The organism is Ruegeria sp. HKCCA5491, from assembly GCF_013034565.1.
Taxonomy (GTDB): Bacteria; Pseudomonadota; Alphaproteobacteria; order Rhodobacterales; family Rhodobacteraceae; genus Ruegeria.
Window position 1 is genome coordinate 152836 of the sequence record NZ_WQGG01000001.1, and the last position, 19652, is coordinate 172487.

Here is a 19652-nt window from a genome sequence, read left to right on the forward strand (position 1 = left end):
TCCGTTACTGCTGTGCGACCTGCAACTGCACTGTCAATTGCTCGCCCGCTGTCCCAATTCTATTCCCTATTACCGGTGCGGCTTGGGCATAGTCCAGCCCAGTTGCAACGCGGACGTATCGATCGTCAGGCGAGATCCCGTTTGAAACGTCAAACCCGACCCAGCCAAGCCCGTCCAAATGCACTTCGGCCCAGGCATGGGTCGCGTCCTGCAGTTCCGTTTCGTTCATCATCAAGTAACCCGATACATAGCGCGCTGGCACTCCGATCTGTCGCGCGCATGTAATGAAGATATGAGTGTGGTCCTGACACACGCCGCGCCCAGCTTTGAGTGCATCTTCTGCGCTCCAGCCCGGGTGCGAACTTCCAATTTCATACGCGACCTGAGTTCGAATGTTTTCGGACAGGGCATGCATCTGTTCCAGCGGTTCGCCTTTGGGTAAAGTGCCTATCAGTTCGGCGACCCCTTTCCCCGGCGTTGTCTGCGGGGTGCCCCTATTGAACAGCCACAAGGGTGTCGACCCTTCGTGACGCCCCAAGACGCCGTGGGTGTCTTCCACCTCAACAACGCCTTCAGAGATCAACGAAATACTTTGGGTGTTTGCGTCGAAACTGATCAATTCCACAGTGTTTCGGTGGTAGTCTTCAAACGTCAGTTCTTTTCGCCCGCCGGTGATTTCTGTTTGCCAACTTTCAATACTTTGATTGCGAAAGGACTTTGGTGTCTTCCTCAGCTGTTGCAACCCAAAGGGAACTGGTGCGTCGAATTCGTATCGTGTCTCGTGTCGAATGTGCAGTTTCATTGTCTACTCGTAAAACCGGTAATCAATCTCGATTTGACGGCTTAAGTTGCCGAGGTCGGTTAGAAAGTCCTGAATGTATTCGTGAAGTCCGAATTCAAAGATATCCGAGATTTTCTGATCCAGGTATTTTTCGTAGAGAGCATTAGACGCCTCGCACGAAGGCCCGGCAAAGCCGTAGTCTTTCTTCAGGTATGACAGGTTCTCTTGAATCTTTCTGCAGCAAAAGTGAAGGCTGCGAGGCATCCGCTGATCCAAGATCAGAAACTGCGCAATGTCAGACGGCCGAGTTTTCTCACCATGGGTCATTCGATACCCTCCACCTGCGCCGACGGAACGTAAGATGCTTTCCCATTGGATGTTGTCCAGTGACGAGCCGACCGAGAAGGCTGTGGGCAGAAGAACATAGTATTTCACGTCCAGAATGCGCCCGGTATTGTCTGCCCTCTCGACAAATGTGCCAATGCGGGTGAAGTCGAAAATGTCATTGCGCAGCATCGTCCCCAAGGTGGCACCGCGAACCAGAGCCGCCTGTTGACGAATGAGTTCCAGCGTCGCAGGCAAATCCCGCTCGTTCACGCGGCGCTTCATGACCTCGTCAATCTGCATCCAAGTCGCGTTTACAGCACTCCACACATCGTGGGTCAGTGCTGTCCGAACAAGGCGCGCGTTGTCTCGTGCCTGCTTGAAAACCGACTTGATCGAGGATGGATTGTCCGCATCCCGCAGCACCCAATCAACAGCGTTGTCCTTGGTAATATCATCGTACTTGGCGTGGTATCCATCCAGAACTCCGGCCGTTTTCAGAACCGACCCCCATTCCTCGGCGGAGTTCTTAGTCCGGGTCAACGCCATCCTTTGACCTGTCTCCAGCAGCCTGGCCGTGTTTTCCGCGCGCTCCAGGTATCGGGACATCCAGAACAACCCACCAGCAGTTTTTCCCAGCATGGTCAGTCCTCCAGAACCCAGGTGTCTTTGGTCCCGCCGCCCTGGCTCGAGTTTACGACCAGCGAGCCTTTTTTCAGCGCTACGCGGGTCAATCCACCGGGTGTGATTTTGATCCCGTCGGGAGACACCAAAACAAACGGCCTTAGGTCGACATGTCTGGGGGCCAGCCCCGAACGTGCGAAGATTGGAACTGTTGAAAGAGACAGTGTCGGCTGAGCGATATAGTTCGCTGGCCGCGCTTTGAGCTTGTCCCGGAAAGCAGAAATCTCTTTTTTGCTGGCGGTCGGGCCAATCAACATACCGTAACCGCCAGACCCATGCACTTCTTTCACAACAAGCTCGGACAGGTTGTCCATGACATAAGACAGCGAGACAGGGTCGCTGCATCGCCAGGTTGGAACATTCTGAAGCAGAGGCTTTTCGCCCGTGTAAAATTCGACGATTTCGGGCATGTAGGAATAGATCGCCTTGTCATCGGCAATACCCGTTCCGGGTGCGTTCGCGATCGTGATGCCGCCAGCGCGATAGACGTCCAGAATACCCGGCACGCCCAACGCGCTGTCCGGGTTGAAATTCAGCGGATCCAGAAAGTCGTCATCAACCCTGCGATAAAGTACGTCAATGGGTTTATAGCCTCTGGTGGTGCGCATGCAGACGCGCCCGTCGACAACGCGAAGGTCGTGGCCTTCGACCAATTCCACGGCCATTTGATCAGCAAGAAACGCATGTTCATAGTAGGCTGAGTTATAGATACCGGGGGTTAACACCGCGACAGTGGGTTCTCCGTCTGCACAAGCTGGCGCACAGGCCGCAAGAGACCGCCTCAGATTGCGGGGGTAGTCGGAAACATTCCGAACATTGGTCGCGCTAAAAAGCTCGGGGAACATCTTAAGCATCGTCTCCCGGTTCTCCAGCATATAGCTGACCCCGGATGGTGTACGAGCATTGTCTTCCAAGACGAAAAACTCGTCTGGGCCGGTTCGCACCAGATCGACGCCGACAATGTGCGTATAGACCTGACCGGGCGGTGAGACACCTAGCATCTGCGGCAGGAAGGCCTCGTTTCCGGCAATCATCTCAGCTGGCACACGCCCGGCCCGGACAATTTCTTGACGGTGGTAAATGTCATGTAGAAATGCGTTGATTGCCCGCACCCGCTGTTCGATACCGCGTTCCAACCGCTGCCATTCCCGCGCTGAAATAACTCGTGGCACGATATCAAAAGGTATCAGACGTTCTTCGGCCTCGGCTTTGCCATATACGTTGAAAGTGATGCCCGTCAGCCTAAAAACTTTTTCGGCTTCGCGCTGTTTCGCCCTCAGACGTGATACGTCTTCCGCGTTGAACCAGCGGCCGATCTCTTCGTATGGACCTCTGAGTGATCCATCGCCATTGAACATTTCATCAAAATACTCACTCATGCTTTAAGTTTTACGCATAGATCAGATTTTTCAAGTCATTCAGGCTTGGTTGGAAGCTGCCTTTGGAATGAGCGTCTAATTTTCAGGCTAACTGGATAATGTGATGATCATAACAATATGGCGTTATTTGTGTTTCCAGTTGAAGTCACATTCAATGTTTTGCGCTCACCAGCATCTGGTTTTGTGCTGCATTTGAACGTCCGCATTGGGCTCAGAGCAGACACTCACGAATTTCGACCGAAGGTCTCCTTCGCGGACATTGCAGTCATTGACCTAAAGTTACATGATCACCACCTGACGGGATCAAGTGGAGACACCATGGCAGACGAGAGAGTGAGCCACTGGGAGGAGGTCTACCGCGAGAAAGACGATACCCAGCTGAGTTGGCATCAGGATGATCCCTCGATCTCATTGGAGCTCTGCGACGTGGTCGGCGTCGATAATGCCTCCTCTGTGATAGACATAGGCGGAGGCACTTCACACTTCGCAGAACGCCTGATCGAAAGAGGACTGAGCGACGTTTCTGTGCTCGATGTATCCAAAGCTGCGCTTGATCGATCTCGTGGACAACTTGGCGCCGTAGGCGAGCAGATTGAATGGATCGCAGCCGATGTCACAACCTGGAGCCCGGAGAGAAGCTATGATCTATGGCACGATCGCGCAGTATTTCATTTCCTTGTCGATGCGGACGACCGTTCCGCCTACCGGGACCAGTTGCACCGCTGCCTTCTCCCAGGTAGCCATGCGATTATCGCAACGTTTGCGCTCGACGGTCCGAAGAAGTGCAGCGGTTTGCCGATCGTTCGCTATGATCCAGAGGGGCTATGTGAGGTATTAGGCGATCGTATTTCCCTGGTCACGCATCGGAAGCACACACACCATACTCCTTGGGGAAGCTCTCAGTCCTTCCAATTCAGCTTGTTACGCGTGGGCCAGTAGCGCTGCTGTTGCGCTTCGGCACGACTGTGACATCCAATGGCCTTGCTCATGCCTTCGCTGCAACTTTACTCATCCGGCGGCCGTCTTGCGGACGAAGTCGCCCTTCGGTTTCTTTCCAAGCCTGCGCATGATAATCTTTGATAATTGCACTTTGCTCGGAGGAGGATGACCTCTGAAACGCAGGCTGACCGCCATACTAGCAGCCGATCTGGTTGGGTATTCCCGCCTTATGAACTCGGATCAAAGCGGAACTCTCAGCGCGTTGCGAGAGCTTCGATCTGGGCTTTTTGACCCTTCTGTAGTCGCGCATCGCGGCAATTTAGTGAAATGCATGGGGGATGGTTGGATAGTCGAGTTTCCATCAGTCTCTGACGCTGTGACCTGTGCTGTCGCCATTCAGAACTCTTTGGCCAGCGAGAATACACTGAAGTTGAGAATTGGGATACACACAGGTGAAGTCGTTTTCGAGGAGGATGATGTGTTTGGTAACGGCGTTAACGTCGCCGCTCGTTTGGAAGCGCTTGCCGAAGCCGGGCAGGTTCTCATCTCCGGCTCCGCCTATGAATGCCTGGACAGCAAAACGGCTTGCGCCTTCCAAGGCGGAGAAAACCGTGAGCTTAAGAACATTGATCGACCGGTGCCAGTCTGGTGGTGGGGGGACGCCGAGTCTGTAGATCCGCTTTATGATTCTGAACCGCCCGGGTCCCCTGACGGAACTGCGATCGCCGTATTACCATTTGACAACATTTCAGGCGACCCTGAACAGGAATATTTTTCGGACGGGTTGTCCGAAGACATAATTACGGCTCTGTCGAAACACCACTGGCTCGAGGTCGTCGCGCGCAACACGACCTTTGCCTACAAGGGAAAATCCCCGAATGTTCGGCAGCTCGCCGATGACTTGGACGCCGACTACGTTGTCGAAGGCTCAGTCAGGAAAGCGGGCGCGCGCATTCGAGTCACGGTTCAGCTGATTGACGCATCGACTGGCAACCACGTGTGGGCGGAAAAATATGACCGTCAGTTGGAAGACATCTTCGATGTTCAGGACGAGATCACGGAAAAAATTGTTGGCAGGCTGGAGCCCGAGGTCGGAAATGCGATCCGGCGCAAGTTAGAAGATACGCCGCGCCGAAACCCCCATGCCTGGGACTGCTATCATCTTGGGCTTGCGCACTTTTACAAGTTTACTGCCGTAAGCAACCGTGAAGCTCAGAGGTTGTTTCTCCAAAGCCGCGAACTGGACCCCAGTTTTCCCGAGGCACATGCCTGGTGGGCCTATGCCACGATTCTCGGGATGGTGTATTGGGACACGGAACCGGATTCTGCCCTTATGGACGAAGCGCTGGCTGCCGCACGCACCGCCGTTTCAATGGATAACCAGAATGCGCTGCTCTACATGCTGATGGGCAGAGTCCAACTGGCCCGCCGGGAATACCGCAGCGCGCTGGCTGAGAATGAAACTGCAATCAAATTGAACCCGACGCTGGCTCCAGCATATTGCGGATTGGGAGACTCACTTTCTTATGAGGGACGATACGAAGAGGCGATTGCCAATTTCGAAAAAGCCGTGGAGATGAGCCCTAACCATCCACAGCTTTGGGCCTTTCTGAGCTATGGCGCGCTGACTCTGCTTTTCGATCACCAGTTCGAGAAAGCTCTGGACTGGGCAGAGCGGGCTCGCGATGTGCCAAATTGCCAATACTGGGCCACCGCGCATGCAGTCGTGGCGCTTGCCAATCTCGGGCGGGACAAAGATCTGGCCAAGATGGTACATAACCTAATGGTGGAAGAGCCGAAATTCTCGCGGTCATTCGCAAAAAATAAGCTGTTCTATCTGAAGCGGGAGGATCAAATGGAACTTTACCTTGCAGGGCTTGCAAAGGCAGGTATCCCCGCCTGATTTTTCCTGTGATCGGCCCTTGCTTTGCCGCTTGTCTTGAATGCTTGCGTCAGGTCAAGCCGAATGACCGCAAAGGATTCGGAGCGGGACTTAAACTCCCGCAGAAATTGCTTGTCCGGTGACGTGTTGAAGATCGCTCTGCGGTGGCCTTTATCCAGCCTGTGAATACACCAATGTTTCCTCAGGCAATCGTGATCAGCCACCCGCCCCAGGCAATCAAAACCAAACCCAATCCTCGGCTCAGAAACCGCCCGAATGGCAACGTCTTTTCCGCCAACACTACGATTGTAAGTACGGCAACCCACGGCAGGTTCATGACGCCCAACACAAACAACAGCACCATCAGCATCCAGCAGCAGCCAAGACAGTAGGCCCCGTGGTGAAGCCCCATCTTCGCGGCACCCAGGGTTCCCTCGTGCCAATGAGCCGTCAGAAAACTCATGGGCGAGCGGCAATGCTCTAGGCAAGCGTTCTTGAGTGGCGTCCATTGAAACAAACCGGCAAGTATCAACATCACGCCGCCCACAGTCGGCGCAACCCTCCCCATCATGGATGAAAGCGCGCCACCCGTGTGCAGCCACCAATTCAATACCGTCGCCGCCAGCGAGAATACCAGCCAAACCAACAGATACCCCGCCACGAAGCTGCCCGTTGGCACGAAGGGTCGCCCTGCCTCCTCCCGCTTCGCGCGGACCCGCTCGTAGATCATTACGGCGGGTGTAACTGAAGGCAGCATCATCGCGAACATCATTACCGCCCACATGACAAGCATGTAGACAAAATCCGCGACGGACCACTGCATCATCATCGGCATGGCCATGTCGCCAACCATCGTCATCGAGGACGAACCAAGCCCGAGGTAAATTATATAGGCCCACGTCAGCGCCGTGAGCGCGGCTAGCGCTGCCAGCACCAGCGCCCGATCTCGTCGTGCAACTCCTACAGCATTCATTATGACGGCCTGACGATCCGGCCCGGCCTCAGCCGGCCCAAGCGACTTGTCCGACCACACCCGACCGGCCCGTCCAGGTCACGGGCATATCCGCGTCGTTCCAGGTGGTTCCTTCACTGGGGGCCAGATCACCTTCATGCCCTTCATGCCCGAAGGCCAGGCTGAACGCGGCGTTCTGCAGTTTCATCTTGTTGCCGAGGTCATTGACCAGGCGACGGGATTTCATCTCGCCCACATCGGCCACGCTTGCAGTTACTTCGCCATCGGCCTCGGTCACGCTGATCTCGGCGCGTTTGGTCGGAAGCCAGGTCGACAACAGGCTTGCCGGCACCTCCATGCCGCCGCCGGACGCACCCTGCAAGATAGTCTCCAATGCCGCCGCCTGCGCATCGCTGGCGTTTTCGTCAATGTACACTCGCCCGGTGCCGTTGGCGTCGAATAGTGTCGGCCCGGGGAAATGCAATGAGACAATCGCGTTTTGGCCAGAAAGGTCCACGCCTTCATGAGAGCCCTCGCGAATGCGTATCAACAGGGACGTCGCGCAATACCCTTGGTCCAAGAGCATAAGGTCAGCTTGTCCGAACCAGCATGGGCAAAGCATGTTGCAATTGCAGGTTTCGACGAGCTCCCCTGAAACATTCCAAGACATGATTTCTCCTCCCATCCCACATTTTCCACGGATTCATTTTAGCAGAAAGGCTGCTTTTCACCAATCAACCAGAAGGTTAACCATGTCTCCTCAGGGCACAGAGCTGCCTATCCCTACAGCTTACATGATTAGCTGGTTGGCAGCCCAAGCCGGTCCTTCGCAACAAAGCCGCCATTCGTCACCAAGCGAGCCATACCGAAATATCATTGGGTTCGAAGCCTAATTTATTTGATCACGTGGGCTTTATCAGTGTTTCCAGATATTCTCGAGTGTCGGCGTCCCATGAGCTGGGGTCCTCTCCATGGGCGACCACCGCGTGCAGTTCCATGAGCTTCCAGACTTCGTCCTTGGTCGCTGCAACCACTTTGCCTGGGCAGGCCTCCATGCCCTCGCAATCCTTGCAGGCATATGAATAAACAGTGTTCATCGCTTTCTCCTCCGTTCGCTCGAAAAGTTGGTTAGAACTCAGGAAACGTCGGCAGCCCGTCGTCGAGTTTTATCCATGGCTGCTGATGTGACACGAAGACGTGGGCCTTGGGTTGCGCAATCGATGGGTCGTCCAACGTTACAGCAGAAAACCAAGCGTCAGCACTCCAGTCTTGGCCCTCAACTTCATTTAGTGCGGCATAGGTCAGCGTCGTTCCGCAGTCCCGACAAAACCCGCGGCGAATACCCGGAGTTTTCTCAATGTGTTGGATTTCGCCTTTGATAACGGCGAAGTCTTCCGCTGCTACTTTAGCCCAAGTTACAAAGGCGCCGCCAAGGGCCATTTGGCATGAACGACAATGGCAATGTCCCGACCAGACAGGTGGTGTCGCGATCTGGTATCGAACAGCACCACAGTAACATCCACCTGGAAGTTTTTTCATCGTATCAAGCTCTCATAACGTGCGGCTAGGTTTACATCGATAGTGAGGCATCTGCTCTAATATCTCATGATTTTAGAACATGTTTCACTGTGAATAATGTCAAGAATGCCGATATCATGCGACTCAAATAGTCTAACAAAGCTTTAGAAAAACTACAGTATGGATTGGTTGCACCTTCCCCCGATGAACGCTTTGCGCGCTTTCTCAGCAGTTGCGGAAGCAGGGAGTTACACCGTGGCGGCTGAACGCTTGAACGTTACCCAAGCGGCTGTCAGCCAGCAGGTGAAATCGTTGGAAAGACATTTGGGTGTAGCTCTCGTTGCCAGACGTGGGCGCAGCATCGAATTGACAGAGCCAGGCATGATTCTTGCGCGTGAACTGGGTATCGGCTTTGAAATTATCGGAAGGGGTGTCGAACGACTGACAGAACACACAGCGCAGCGCCCAGTTCAATTGACCATGTCACCCGCATTCGCGGTGGAGTGGCTATTGCCGAGAATGGCAGAGTTTCAACGTGAACATCCAGAGATCACTTTGATGCTGAACCCAACTTCGGAACTGGTTCAGATAAGACCAGGTGGTATCGATGTCGCCATTCGGTATCACGACAGACGCATGCCGAGAAAAGAAGAGGATACTGTCCTTGTTTCCGACATGGTCGTGATCGGGGCACCTTCACTGGTGGGAGGCCAAGATCTGCGTGACCCGGCCTCTTTAACGAAGCTGCCCTGGTTGCAGGAACTGGGCACCAACGAGGCGGCTGACTGGTTCACCTATCACGGGGTTATTCCTGCCGAACCATTGACCATAAATCACATGCCGGGGAACCTGATCATGACTGCGGTTCGCCGGGGTGACGGTATCACGTATACCGCCAGAGCTTTTTTCGAGGACGATCTATCATCTGGTCGGATGATTGAATTGTTCTCTGAGCCTCTCTTCGGCGTCTATTACATCCAGACGCAGGCAGAATTTCTGCGCCCCGAGGCTAAGGTTTTCGTCAATTGGCTAAAATCTCAGTCGCAAGTCGTATCGGCGAACACGTCCGAAAACTGATCCAGTTGCAGTTGGAAACTTTCGAACCAAGCTAGGCTCGAGGTTGTCGCGCACCTCATTTGTTCGAAGTGGAAATCAAGTGATCAACTACATACTCCGCGTCCTCGCCCACGCCATAAAACAGGCCAGACCCTTGTGTGTGCATCCAATGCAGCCCGCAGAAGTACAGGCCTGCTATATCCGTAATACCTCGCTCATATTGCGGATAGCCAGTCTCATCGAAGACCGGCAAGTCGATCCATCCAAAATCGCGGTGAAACCCAGTTGCGTATATGACGGTCGAAACATTCGCCGCATCCAAGTCGAAGAACGGTGGTTCAGGTTTGGGCTGCCAGTTGATCGGGTCAACAATTTCCTTGGGATCATCGAGTCCATTCTCTGCAACAAACGTGTCGATGCTCTCCATTTCCGCGAGACACACATCGTCCACTGCCTTGAGTGTTTCTTCAAGTCCGCCCGCCAAAATCAGACACCCGTCTTGAACACCCTCAACCTTGCTGTGTAGTTTGACCCCGTCGAGCGCCATCTGGCGCAGATCAATTATACGACCACCCTCTCGCCCAGAGAGATGTGGATGGGCTTTGAACCGGATAGCTGTCCCTTTGGGATGGTCCTTTACCGCCATGTTCATGTACCCAGTCGCCAAGTCCCATTCAAAAATGTCGCGACCCCTATAGCGACGTGGGATGCGGCCAGCACTGCCCACTGCGAGATGTACGTCGCGCCTGGATAAGTGCAGGTCCTCAGCGACCTGACACCCTGACTGACCACTTCCAATAATGAATACCGCACCATCCGGTAGGCTCGCTGAGTTGCGATAGTCACACGTATGTATGCCAGTAACCCTTTCGGGCAGATCGTAATGCCAACTTGGTATATTCGGGTGTTGATGCGTGCCTACGGTGACGATCAAGTTCTGCGCTCTGATTTCGCCATCTGATGTGGTTAGTTTGAACCTACCCGGTCCTGCACTTGCCTCGATTCTAGCCACCTCGACGCCCCCTCGATAGGGCGGACCAAAACTGCTCGCATAGTCTTCGATGTACTTGACGATCTCATCGCGGAGCATGAAACCATCGGGATCATCCCCATCGTAATGGAAACCTGGCAGTCTGCAGAGTTTGTTAGGAGAGACCAGGCAGAACGAGTCCCAACGGTTACGCCATGTATCGCCAATCTGCCCGCGGTCCAAAACAACGTGATCATGACCAGCCTGCTTTAAGTGCCAGCTAACGGAAAGACCAGCTTGACCTCCGCCCACAACCACAGTGTCAATCAGGGTGTACATAGCAGCAAACCTTTCTATGAAACTCTATCGGCGACAGCTAGTTGCTTCAACGTATCAATGTCCGCTCAGGGCTCGGTGCGGTCATTCGCCGAAATGTCGCGAGCGACCGCTGTGCGGACAAAGCAGTCGTTCGTAGAATCACTAAAGACGAAAATTCAAATGCGTGATAGCTCCAGATTATGGCAACGACATCTGCGCGAAATCGACCATCCATCCCTTATGCATTTGCGGTTATTGGTGTTCTTTTTGCTTCAATCTGTTTCGGGCTGGTTCCCTACTTCAGCCGCAGCCTAACCGAACAGGGTGTTGCACCCTATGCGGTCGCATTCTACCGCTACATTGTTGCAGCTCTTCTTCTGCTTCCCGTTCTCATCGTGCACCGAAAAGAATGGCGAGAGATCACTTGGGGTCTTTCCGCCGGAGCCGTAATGGGGCTTGGTTGGATCGGATATGTAACAGCGCTGGAGAAACTGCCCGCATCGACAGTGGGTGTGCTTTACATGACCTATCCGGTGTTCACCCTAGTTATTGCTTGGGCTGTGTTTTGCGATGCACCCACGCGACGCGCCGTGTTGGCCGCTGGCCTGATTGTGGTGGCAGCTGTCATTGCTGGCTCACCTGCGTCAGTGGCTGCGGAACACCTACCAACGCTGCTGCTATCCCTTGCCGCCCCATTTGGGTTTGGCTTCGGAATTTGTGTCCTGGTACATAGGTTGTCACGGATTACGCCGTTGGCACGTATCGCGTCAGTTTCTCTGGGGTCTGTACTGGGCCTCGCACCGCTCATCCTTGGTGCTGAGGTTGGAGAGCTTCTCCCAAGGGAACAATCCGATTGGCTTTTCATTGTTGGTATTGGTCTGGTTACCGCTTTCGTGCCCCAGCTTATCTACACAATATGCTCACCTGTTATTGGGGCTTCCCAAACTGCGGTCGTCGGAAGCATCGAATTGCCCACAATGTTTGCCGTGGGATATCTTGCTTTTGGCGAAGCCATCTCTTTTCCTCAAGCTTTTGCATGTGCCTTAGTGCTGGGCGCAATCGCGATCACAAGAAGTAGAAAGACGCGCACCGTATCTACCGTGCTCGCAAAATCACCAAGGCGGTAGTACTGGGCTTGGTACTGCTGTTCTTTGCGGTGAGCATAGCTGGCTGCTTGCGGCCCGAAGCGGGTAGCGAACGTTATGTGTTAAACGACCGACGTTGACCGGGGGAAGATGTCGGTCCATTTTTGTTGTAGTGAACTCTCGTTTAGCAAAGGACCTCCGGCTTATGAGGTACTTTATGATCGTTGCAAGCATGGGCATTTCTTCGGTTGCGACGATATCTGCGGCCGATGAGTTTTCGGACCTTGGCAAAGACCTCTTTGTTGAGCATTGCGCCAGATGTCACGGAATCGATGCAAATGGAAAAGGACCTGACGCAGCTGATTTGAAAACAGAGCCTGCTGATTTAACAAAGATTTCCGAACGCAGAGGGGGTGTGTGGCCCATGTTGGAGGTCATGTCGATCTTGGACGGTTATTTGAAAGTTCAAGAACCTCGCGATGACATGCCTATAATCACCGAGTTGAACGACGGCCCTACTGTCGAATTTGATACGGGGAATGGTTTGGTTACGCGTATTCCTTCCAGACTAATCGAAATTGCTGAGTATTTGGAGAGTATTCAGTCTCCGAAGCCGGAACGATATGTTCCGTGAAGTTCTGCTTCGCAGTTGAGTACGCAAAAGAGTGCTGCGTTGGGCGGGTGCCGTAATTGCCTGGAAGCAACGAATATACGGATCGAATTGTAGACGATGCCGTCGCGGTCTGGCCTAGCTTGCTTCAATATCATGTCTCGCGCTTCACAGCGGTCTAATCCAAGACTTCTTGTAGTACCTCACCGCTCGCACCATTAGGACGTGCCGTACTTAATAATGCAGACAGTGTGGATGCGATAGCAGTCGTACAAACCCGGCGTGCAACCCGTTGCGATTTTAAGTTCGCTCCAGCAAAGAAAATCGGCACATGTGTGTCACCGCGCCACGGTGACCCGTGGGTGGATGTGACGGACAGACCATCGAAGTCTGCGATGAACCAGCCGGGTTTGAAAATTACGTATATGTTCCCGGATCGGGTGGGGTGGTAGTTGTTGCGGACCAAGCGCATGATGTCGGTATCGGGTAGGAGGTTTGCTTCGATAGCCGTACTGGGGACGGCGAATGCCACATCGGGAAAGGATAGAAGCTCTTCTGCAATAGCTGACTCCAGCGTGGGTAAATCAATATCACGGCGAGCCAATACTTCAGGGGCGATATTGAGATAGGGGTGATTATAACCCTCAAGCAGTTTCCCGGTGATCCCAAACCGCTCCTTAAGCCTGGCTATCTGTTCCGTCGGGTCCCATGTGTCCGGAGCAACAAGGCCAGTTTGGATGCCAACACTCTCCAAATAGCCCGGCGCATCGGTGGTGCCGTGGTCCGCCGATAGAACGATCAAAACGTTTTCCAGCCCAATCCGTTCGTCGATAAACGCGAAGAGATTCATTAGAGTCTGATCGAGGCGGTATATCGTGTCCTCGGCTTCAAGACTGGAGGGGCCAAACACATGGTTGACGTAATCCACGGACGAGAAGCTAATCGCCAGATAATCCGTTACCGCGTCTTGCCCGATATTCTCGGCAGCGATCAATCGTTTGGCAAATTGCGCCGTCAGATCGTCGCCAGCGGGGCTAAGCGTTAAAAAGGTCGTAAAGTAGGGATTTTCCAGCGGGTCAAACCCATTTTGCGTCGAAGAATAGCGATGAGGAAAGGTTGTGCCGAACCCGGCGACATCCGTCTCCCATGGTTGGTTGTCGCGGTCGCCAAAGAGATAGGCTTCCTTTGGGTGCATCAACTCCCAAGAGGTTCCTTCAAAGGAGGCGCTCGGCGATGCGTTATTCCATGCGGAAACCCAATCCGGGTATTTGTCGTAGTAATAGGAGCTTGTGACAAAACGATTTGCGGCTTTTGAGAACCAGAAGGCTTTGCCGCTTTGTCCCGCCATTGTAATAGCCCCACGATCTTTGATTGAAACTCCAAAGACCTTGGCCGCACCAGCAGTGGAGGCGCTTAATTCGTCCGAAAGCGTCGTAACAAGCATAGCGCTTGGTGACCGCCCATCTGTGCCAGCTGCCGCCTGAGTCGGGTCAATTTCAATATCGTCATTGACGCCAGCGCCATCTCCAAGAAGCGGAGCGGTGCTGTCTTCAACGTTGTAGACAACGCGGTCCAAGGTTCTGTCGAACCATATGTTTCCGATCATCCCATGCACTGCCGGTGTTGCCCCGGTGGCCAATGTGGCGTGCCCGACAACAGTCTCTGTATTGGCATGGCAATGATGGGCGTCCACATAGTGTACACCGTTTTCAAGTAAATACTTAAGGCCACCCTCCCCAAGATTCTCAAAGTAGCGTGTCGGCAGATCGCCCCGAAATGCGTCAACGGTCAGCTGCAAAACGAGACGAGGAGGTTCTTGCGCGAACGCAGGAGCGATTGAAACCAACCACAAAGACAAACAAGCTCTCAGTGTTTTGGTCATATTGCTTCCTTTCGCTGTATTGCGCAGCAGGTTGGCGGCGACCGCAATTGCGCGTTAGAACACCCGTTTCAATACCAAACTGATTACAAAAACGCTTCAAGTCTACTTCTTCCGACCTATCGCGAAAGAGCCTGCAACACCCAAACCGGTGTTCATACAAACAAATTCTTGGAACTGAGGTGCCCGGATCGGTTTTGATCCAAAACAAGGCTTTGGGTCTTTTGAGACACTAAACTCTGCGCCAGAAACCCTGTTTCAGGTGAAACGCTATGACCAAAAACCTATCGGTTTTTCTTATTTTGGCTGGTTTGGTAATTGCTGGTGCGTTGCTGTATGTCGTTGTTGCCGAGGATGGCGATGAATTGCCGGTCGGATTTGTGCAAGGAAGCGGGCGGGTTGAAGCGGAACAAGTCGAAATAGCACCAACTAATGCAGGTCGGGTTGCGAAGGTAACGGCAACAGAGGGCAGTATGGTTGCAGCCGGTCAAATCTTGGCCGAAATGGACATAGACGAGCAATCTGCGGACCTGGATCGGGCTAGAGCCGAAGTAGCCTTGGCAAATCAGACAAGGGCTGAAGCAGAAGCGCTCGTTGTGCAACGCGAAAGCGAACAGCGCAGGGCCGAGCAAGAGCTTGATCGTGCCACGGCGTTGCTGGCAGGTCAAAATATCTCCAAAACTATTTTTGAAGATCGCGATACCACTCATAAGGTTGCTACAGCAGTATTGGGCGCCGCCAAAGCCCGAGTCGCAACCGCAGAAAGCCGTATTGCTGCCGCTGAGGCGGAAGTACGCAGGATCGAAGCACAGATTGAAGACAGCGCTTTAGTGGCACCTTTGCCCGGACGCGTGCTTTACCGGCTTGCAGAACCCGGAGAGGTCGTTGGCGCAGGCGAACCAATCCTGACTATTCTTGGTCTTGAGAATGTTTACATGGAAGTTTTTCTTCCGGCGCGTGAAGCCGGACTTTTGCCCATTGGAGCTGAGGCTCGCATCGTGCTCGACGCTTTGCCGGAATATGCGATACCTGCATACGTGAGCTTTGTTTCTCCCGAGGCCCAATTCACCCCCAAACAGGTCGAGACCCTGGATGAGCGAGAGCAACTGGTTTTTCGCGTTCGCGTCCGTATCCCAATAGACTTGGTTGAAAGTCGGATTGAGCACGTCAAAACCGGTCTGCGCGGTGTCGCGGTGATCCGGCTGAACCCAGCCGCTGCTTGGCCTGAGGCGCTTGAACAACGCATCCCAGAAGAGCTGTTCGAATGAGAGTTGAGGATGACGCCTGCGATATTCACATTTCAGGTGTTACGCACCGTTATCGCAAGCATGTCGCATTGGATTCTGTTTCGTTAGAACTGCCAGGCGGCCAGCTTGTTGGCTTTATCGGGCCGGATGGGGTGGGAAAGTCTACACTGCTTGGTTTGATCACTGGCGCGAAGAAACTGCAGTGCGGCAATATCGACGTTTTAGGCGGCCCGATTGGCGATTCTGGTCATCGACACAACATTTGCCCAGCCATCGCGTTCATGCCGCAAGGGCTGGGTCGAAACCTGTATCCGGAGCTGTCTGTACGTGAGAACCTCGAGTTCTTCTCTGTTCTCTTTGCTCAAGGGCATTCAGAGCGGGACGAACGTATCGCAGCGCTATTGGCTGCGACAGGGCTTGCGCAGTTTGAAGACCGTCTGATGGGCAAGCTCTCGGGTGGGATGAAGCAAAAACTAGGCCTGTGCTGTGCTTTAATCCATGACCCCAAACTTTTGGTTTTGGATGAGCCAACGACCGGGGTCGACCCGTTGTCGCGTCGGCAGTTCTGGGCTTTGATTGACGCAATCCGAGAAAAAAACCCTGAGCTGTCGGTGTTAGTGTCGACGGCGTACATGGATGAAGCCGACGGTTTTGACCGGATTGTCGCGATGGACGCGGGTCAAGTCATCTTTCATGGGAAGCCCGCCGAATTGAAAGGGAGTGATGATGACCTCGAAATTGCATATCGTCGTCTGAGAGCGCGGGAGTTGCCTGTCGAACCGGCGGGGAAAAACAAAACGAATGGGAAGATCGAAGCAAGCCCAGTGATAGTTGCGCGTGGACTGACACGACGCTTTGGTGATTTCACGGCCGTAGACAACGTCGACTTCACAATCAATCGCGGAGAGATATTCGGGTTTCTAGGATCAAACGGTTGCGGCAAGTCCACGACAATGAAGATGTTGACTGGATTGTTACCATCCAGCTCAGGCGAAGCACTGCTGTTTGGCAACCCTGTCGATGCATATGACCGAAAAATGAGGCGTGAAATAGGCTACATGAGCCAGGCCTTTTCCTTGTATGGCGAGTTGTCGGTCCATCAGAACCTACAATTGCATGCGCGGATATTTGCAATTGCCGACCGAGAACAACGTGTTTCGGAACTCACTGAGCGCTTTGGGCTCGAAGAGCACCGGCATACGTTGGCGACGGCACTGCCTCTAGGGATCAAACAGCGACTGTCGCTAGCCGTAGCAGTGATCCACCGTCCGCGGGTGCTAATACTCGACGAACCAACATCCGGTGTGGATCCAGAGGCGCGCGATTCCTTCTGGGACTTGTTGATTGAGCTGTCGCGAAATGAGTCGGTAACGATCTTTGTGTCCACTCATTTCATGGGTGAGGCGGAACGCTGTGATCGCGTTTCGTTTATGCATGCTGGTAGAGTTCTAGCGGAAGGTACTCCGGCTGAACTGATCGCCGTTGAAGGGGCGGAAAACCTTGAAGACGCCTTCATTTCGATATTGGAAGCAGCAGAAAAACCAGTCTCTGTTGTCGCGCCAAAGGTCGGTTTTAGGGCCAGATCCCACGCCGGGGGAGGAGCGTTTTCTCGTGTATTGGCCTATGCGCGGCGCGAGACCGTTGAAGTAGCTCGTGACCCGGTGCGTCTGGCTTTCGCGTCTCTGGGTTCTGCTATTCTAATGTTGGTTTTTTGCTTTGGAATTACGCTGGATATCGATGAGCTTGAATTCGCGGTACTTGACCGTTCTCAGGGGCCGAAGAGTCGTGCTTATGCGGCTGAATTCGCCGGATCGTCCTACTTTAAAGCCAAATCGCCGCTGCAAAGCGCCAGCGAAGGGCGCGACCGTCTAGTGTCAGGTGAGGTCTCTCTGGTTGTTGAGTTACCACCTGACTTTGACCGAAAGATGAGTACGGGTGAACCAACCCAGATACTTGCAACTGTAGACGGTGCTATCCCATTTAAGGGTGAGACGGTTGAAGGTTATGTTTCCGGATTGCACCAATCATTTCTCGCGGAATATGCCCTTAACAATGGCAAAAGCCAGATAGATATCGCCAGGATCGAACCTCGGTTTCGCTACAATCAGAGCTTTGAAAGTATCGCCGCGATGGCTCCGGCAATGCCTGCTATCTTACTGATTATGTTGCCAGCTGTTTTGACTGCCGTAAGCGTAGCAAGGGAACGAGAACTGGGGTCAGTTGTCAATTTCTACGTGACACCAACCACGCGGCTTGAATTTCTAGTCGGCAAACAAATTCCGTACATTTTGATCGCCTACGCAAATTTTCTGCTTTTGGCCGGAATGACCGTTTTTCTTTTCGGGGTGCCGCTAAAAGGAAATCCTTTCCCTTTGGCTGTTGGTGCCCTTCTTTACGTTTGGGCAACGACATCCTACGGGCTGTTGATCGCTACAATGACATCCAGTCAGGTGGCCGCGACATTTGCAACTGCCATCGCCTCAGTTGTCCCAACAATCCAGTTCTCAGGTCTGTTGCAACCTGTTTCAACGCTTGAAGGAGGCGCACAAGTGGTGGGCTCACTTTGGCCTTCCTCATATTTCCTACACCTAAACGTTGGTGCCTTCACTAAAGGTTTGGGTTGGGAGGCCCTTGCGCCGGACATTCTGGCCCTCGCCTGCTTCGGACCAGTTCTGACACTGATCGCAGCCGTATGTCTTCGGGCGCAGGAGAAGTGAATGCAGCGCTTCTACTGCATATTCTGGCTAGGTTTGAAGGAAGTGATGAGCCTGCGCCGTGATTGGGTGATGATGGCATTGTTGGTCTGGTCGTTCACGCTGGCCCCGATCATGGAAGCAACGGGAGTGGCAAGCTCTGTAAACAACGCCTCGATAGCGTTTGCGGATGAAGACGACTCGCCACTTTCTCGAGCACTTGCCACAGCGTTTTTCCCACCAGAGTTCCAACCGGTCGTCCAAATCGAACCCGGAAAAGGACCTGCGTACATGGACGCTGGGCGCTTTATTTTCGTTGTGGCTGTGCCCCCCGGATTCGAAAAGGATCTGCGCGCAGGGCACAGTCCGGAGATTCAAGTTCTTATTGACGCAACCGCCATGGAACAGGCCGGTATTGGTGCAAACTACATCACCAGTATCTTGAGCGCTGAAATACATCGCTATGCAATTGGTATCGATCTAGTAAATGCTCCCTCAATCAGTGTCATTCTTAGAAGCGCCTTCAACCCAAATAGAGATACTGTACGTTTTGCTGGTATCGTTGCTTTGATCGGCCAGATCATGTGGCTCACAACTATATTGACCGGAGCGGCAATGATTAGAGAGCGAGAGCACGGGACCATTGAACATCTCCTTGCCATGCCTCTTGCTCCATTTGACATTGCCATTGCCAAGATTTGGGCGAATGCAGCAGTGGTTTTGGTCGCGACTGGTCTTTCACTAACCTTTGTGATGCAGGGTTCTCTGGGCATTAGTATCGCTGGACCCAAGATGTTGTTTTTGGTTGGCACGGCGTTGTTTCTTTTTACTGCGACGGCGCTTGGGGTGTTTCTGGCAACCATTGCGCGCTCTATGGCGCAGTTCGCGCTTCTGGTCATGTTGATTGTGCTGCCAATGCTAATGCTGTCAGGTGGAGAGACCCCAATTGAAGGGCAGCCGGCGTGGTTGCAGGCAGGTACTTTGGTTCTGCCGTCACGCCACTACATGTCAGCAAGTCAGGCTATTGTTTTCAAAGGCGCTGGTATTGAGACTGTCTGGCCGGAATTCGTTTGGATGACGTTGTTGGGAACGGCTTTGTTGTTAATGAGTTTACGGCTTTTTCGGCGTTCTCTTGCGCAGATCAGCTAGCGCTCCAATCTGTTGGCTTTGACAGATTGGAGCGCTAGCTACTCCGCCTCTGAAGACAGTTTGGATATCTGCTGGTCATAAGTCAGGGCATCAGCGACTGTATGAGCGTTAGCCTAGATATCTCTAGTCATGTTCGTACCATAACCGACGTTAGGTGCTAAGTGATAAGCTTGCGACGCAGTCTTT

General features: G+C 53.3%; 17 protein-coding genes. 8 read left to right on the forward strand and 9 right to left on the reverse strand.

The window, feature by feature from the left end; all coding sequences use genetic code 11:
• Positions 1-4 precede the first annotated feature (4 nt).
• Genes GOV88_RS00750 through GOV88_RS00760 form a run of 3 tightly spaced genes read right to left on the reverse strand, consistent with a single transcriptional unit; the run spans position 5 to position 3168 of the window.
• Positions 5-802, reverse strand: a complete 798-nt coding sequence (locus GOV88_RS00750; RefSeq protein WP_171239251.1) for a transglutaminase family protein — start codon at positions 800-802, stop codon at positions 5-7.
• A 3-nt stretch (positions 803-805) separates the two neighbouring features.
• Complete coding sequence (locus tag GOV88_RS00755; RefSeq protein ID WP_170483327.1) at positions 806-1747, reverse strand: alpha-E domain-containing protein; 942 nt, start codon at positions 1745-1747, stop codon at positions 806-808.
• A 2-nt stretch (positions 1748-1749) separates the two neighbouring features.
• On the reverse strand, positions 1750-3168 hold the full coding sequence (locus GOV88_RS00760; RefSeq protein ID WP_170699323.1) for a circularly permuted type 2 ATP-grasp protein: 1419 nt from the start codon (positions 3166-3168) through the stop codon (positions 1750-1752).
• 117 nt (positions 3169-3285) lie between these two features.
• On the opposite strand from GOV88_RS00760, the gene GOV88_RS00765 reads away from it, so the two are divergent.
• Together GOV88_RS00765 and GOV88_RS00770 are read left to right on the forward strand one after the other, a co-directional pair.
• Positions 3286-4107, forward strand: coding sequence for a trans-aconitate 2-methyltransferase (locus GOV88_RS00765; protein ID WP_217358908.1), 822 nt, complete (start codon positions 3286-3288; stop codon positions 4105-4107).
• A gap of 193 nt (positions 4108-4300) precedes the next feature.
• Entirely contained in the window at positions 4301-6010 is a 1710-nt protein-coding gene (locus GOV88_RS00770) for a tetratricopeptide repeat protein (protein ID WP_353390795.1), read from the forward strand.
• Between the two features lie 181 nt (positions 6011-6191).
• Here GOV88_RS00770 and GOV88_RS00775 read toward each other — a convergent pair whose 3' ends face one another.
• From GOV88_RS00775 to GOV88_RS00790, 4 genes are all read right to left on the reverse strand, one after another.
• Positions 6192-6962 carry a DUF2182 domain-containing protein gene (locus tag GOV88_RS00775; RefSeq protein WP_171239252.1) on the reverse strand — a complete coding sequence of 257 codons (771 nt, stop codon included), beginning with the start codon at positions 6960-6962 and terminating at the stop codon, positions 6192-6194.
• Between the two features lie 28 nt (positions 6963-6990).
• Positions 6991-7626 (reverse strand): DUF1326 domain-containing protein, encoded by a 636-nt coding sequence (locus tag GOV88_RS00780; RefSeq protein ID WP_353390386.1) that lies wholly within the window; start codon positions 7624-7626, stop codon positions 6991-6993.
• Positions 7627-7843: 217 nt separating this feature from the next.
• Positions 7844-8038 carry a DUF1059 domain-containing protein gene (locus GOV88_RS00785; protein WP_170425569.1) on the reverse strand — a complete coding sequence of 65 codons (195 nt, stop codon included), beginning with the start codon at positions 8036-8038 and terminating at the stop codon, positions 7844-7846.
• Positions 8039-8069: 31 nt separating this feature from the next.
• Positions 8070-8480: a GFA family protein gene (locus GOV88_RS00790; protein WP_171239253.1), complete on the reverse strand. Its 411-nt coding sequence runs from the start codon at positions 8478-8480 to the stop codon at positions 8070-8072.
• Between the two features lie 183 nt (positions 8481-8663).
• Here GOV88_RS00790 and GOV88_RS00795 point away from each other — a divergent pair, with 183 nt between their 5' ends.
• A complete protein-coding gene (locus GOV88_RS00795; RefSeq protein WP_254449152.1) occupies positions 8664-9536 on the forward strand; it encodes a LysR family transcriptional regulator in 873 nt (290 codons plus the stop codon).
• A 55-nt stretch (positions 9537-9591) separates the two neighbouring features.
• On the opposite strand, the gene GOV88_RS00800 is transcribed toward GOV88_RS00795, so the two are convergent.
• Positions 9592-10824, reverse strand: a complete 1233-nt coding sequence (locus GOV88_RS00800; protein WP_170425578.1) for an NAD(P)/FAD-dependent oxidoreductase — start codon at positions 10822-10824, stop codon at positions 9592-9594.
• Positions 10825-11003: 179 nt separating this feature from the next.
• Between GOV88_RS00800 and GOV88_RS00805 the strand changes: the two genes are divergently transcribed.
• Both GOV88_RS00805 and GOV88_RS00810 read left to right on the forward strand, forming a co-directional pair.
• Positions 11004-11930 carry a DMT family transporter gene (locus GOV88_RS00805; protein ID WP_171239255.1) on the forward strand — a complete coding sequence of 309 codons (927 nt, stop codon included), beginning with the start codon at positions 11004-11006 and terminating at the stop codon, positions 11928-11930.
• A 175-nt stretch (positions 11931-12105) separates the two neighbouring features.
• On the forward strand, positions 12106-12522 hold the full coding sequence (locus GOV88_RS00810) for a cytochrome c (protein ID WP_171124941.1): 417 nt from the start codon (positions 12106-12108) through the stop codon (positions 12520-12522).
• Positions 12523-12676: 154 nt separating this feature from the next.
• On the opposite strand, the gene GOV88_RS00815 is transcribed toward GOV88_RS00810, so the two are convergent.
• Entirely contained in the window at positions 12677-14380 is a 1704-nt protein-coding gene (locus GOV88_RS00815) for an alkaline phosphatase family protein (protein ID WP_171239256.1), read from the reverse strand.
• Positions 14381-14649: 269 nt separating this feature from the next.
• Here GOV88_RS00815 and GOV88_RS00820 point away from each other — a divergent pair, with 269 nt between their 5' ends.
• Genes GOV88_RS00820 through GOV88_RS00830 form a run of 3 tightly spaced genes read left to right on the forward strand, consistent with a single transcriptional unit; the run spans position 14650 to position 19466 of the window.
• Complete coding sequence (locus GOV88_RS00820) at positions 14650-15645, forward strand: HlyD family secretion protein (RefSeq protein ID WP_171239257.1); 996 nt, start codon at positions 14650-14652, stop codon at positions 15643-15645.
• Positions 15642-18341, forward strand: a complete 2700-nt coding sequence (gene rbbA / locus GOV88_RS00825; RefSeq protein WP_171239258.1) for a ribosome-associated ATPase/putative transporter RbbA — start codon at positions 15642-15644, stop codon at positions 18339-18341. Before GOV88_RS00820 ends, rbbA begins: the two co-directional genes overlap by 4 nt.
• Positions 18342-19466 carry an ABC transporter permease gene (locus GOV88_RS00830; RefSeq protein ID WP_171123479.1) on the forward strand — a complete coding sequence of 375 codons (1125 nt, stop codon included), beginning with the start codon at positions 18342-18344 and terminating at the stop codon, positions 19464-19466. It begins immediately after the preceding gene.
• Positions 19467-19652 lie beyond the last annotated feature (186 nt).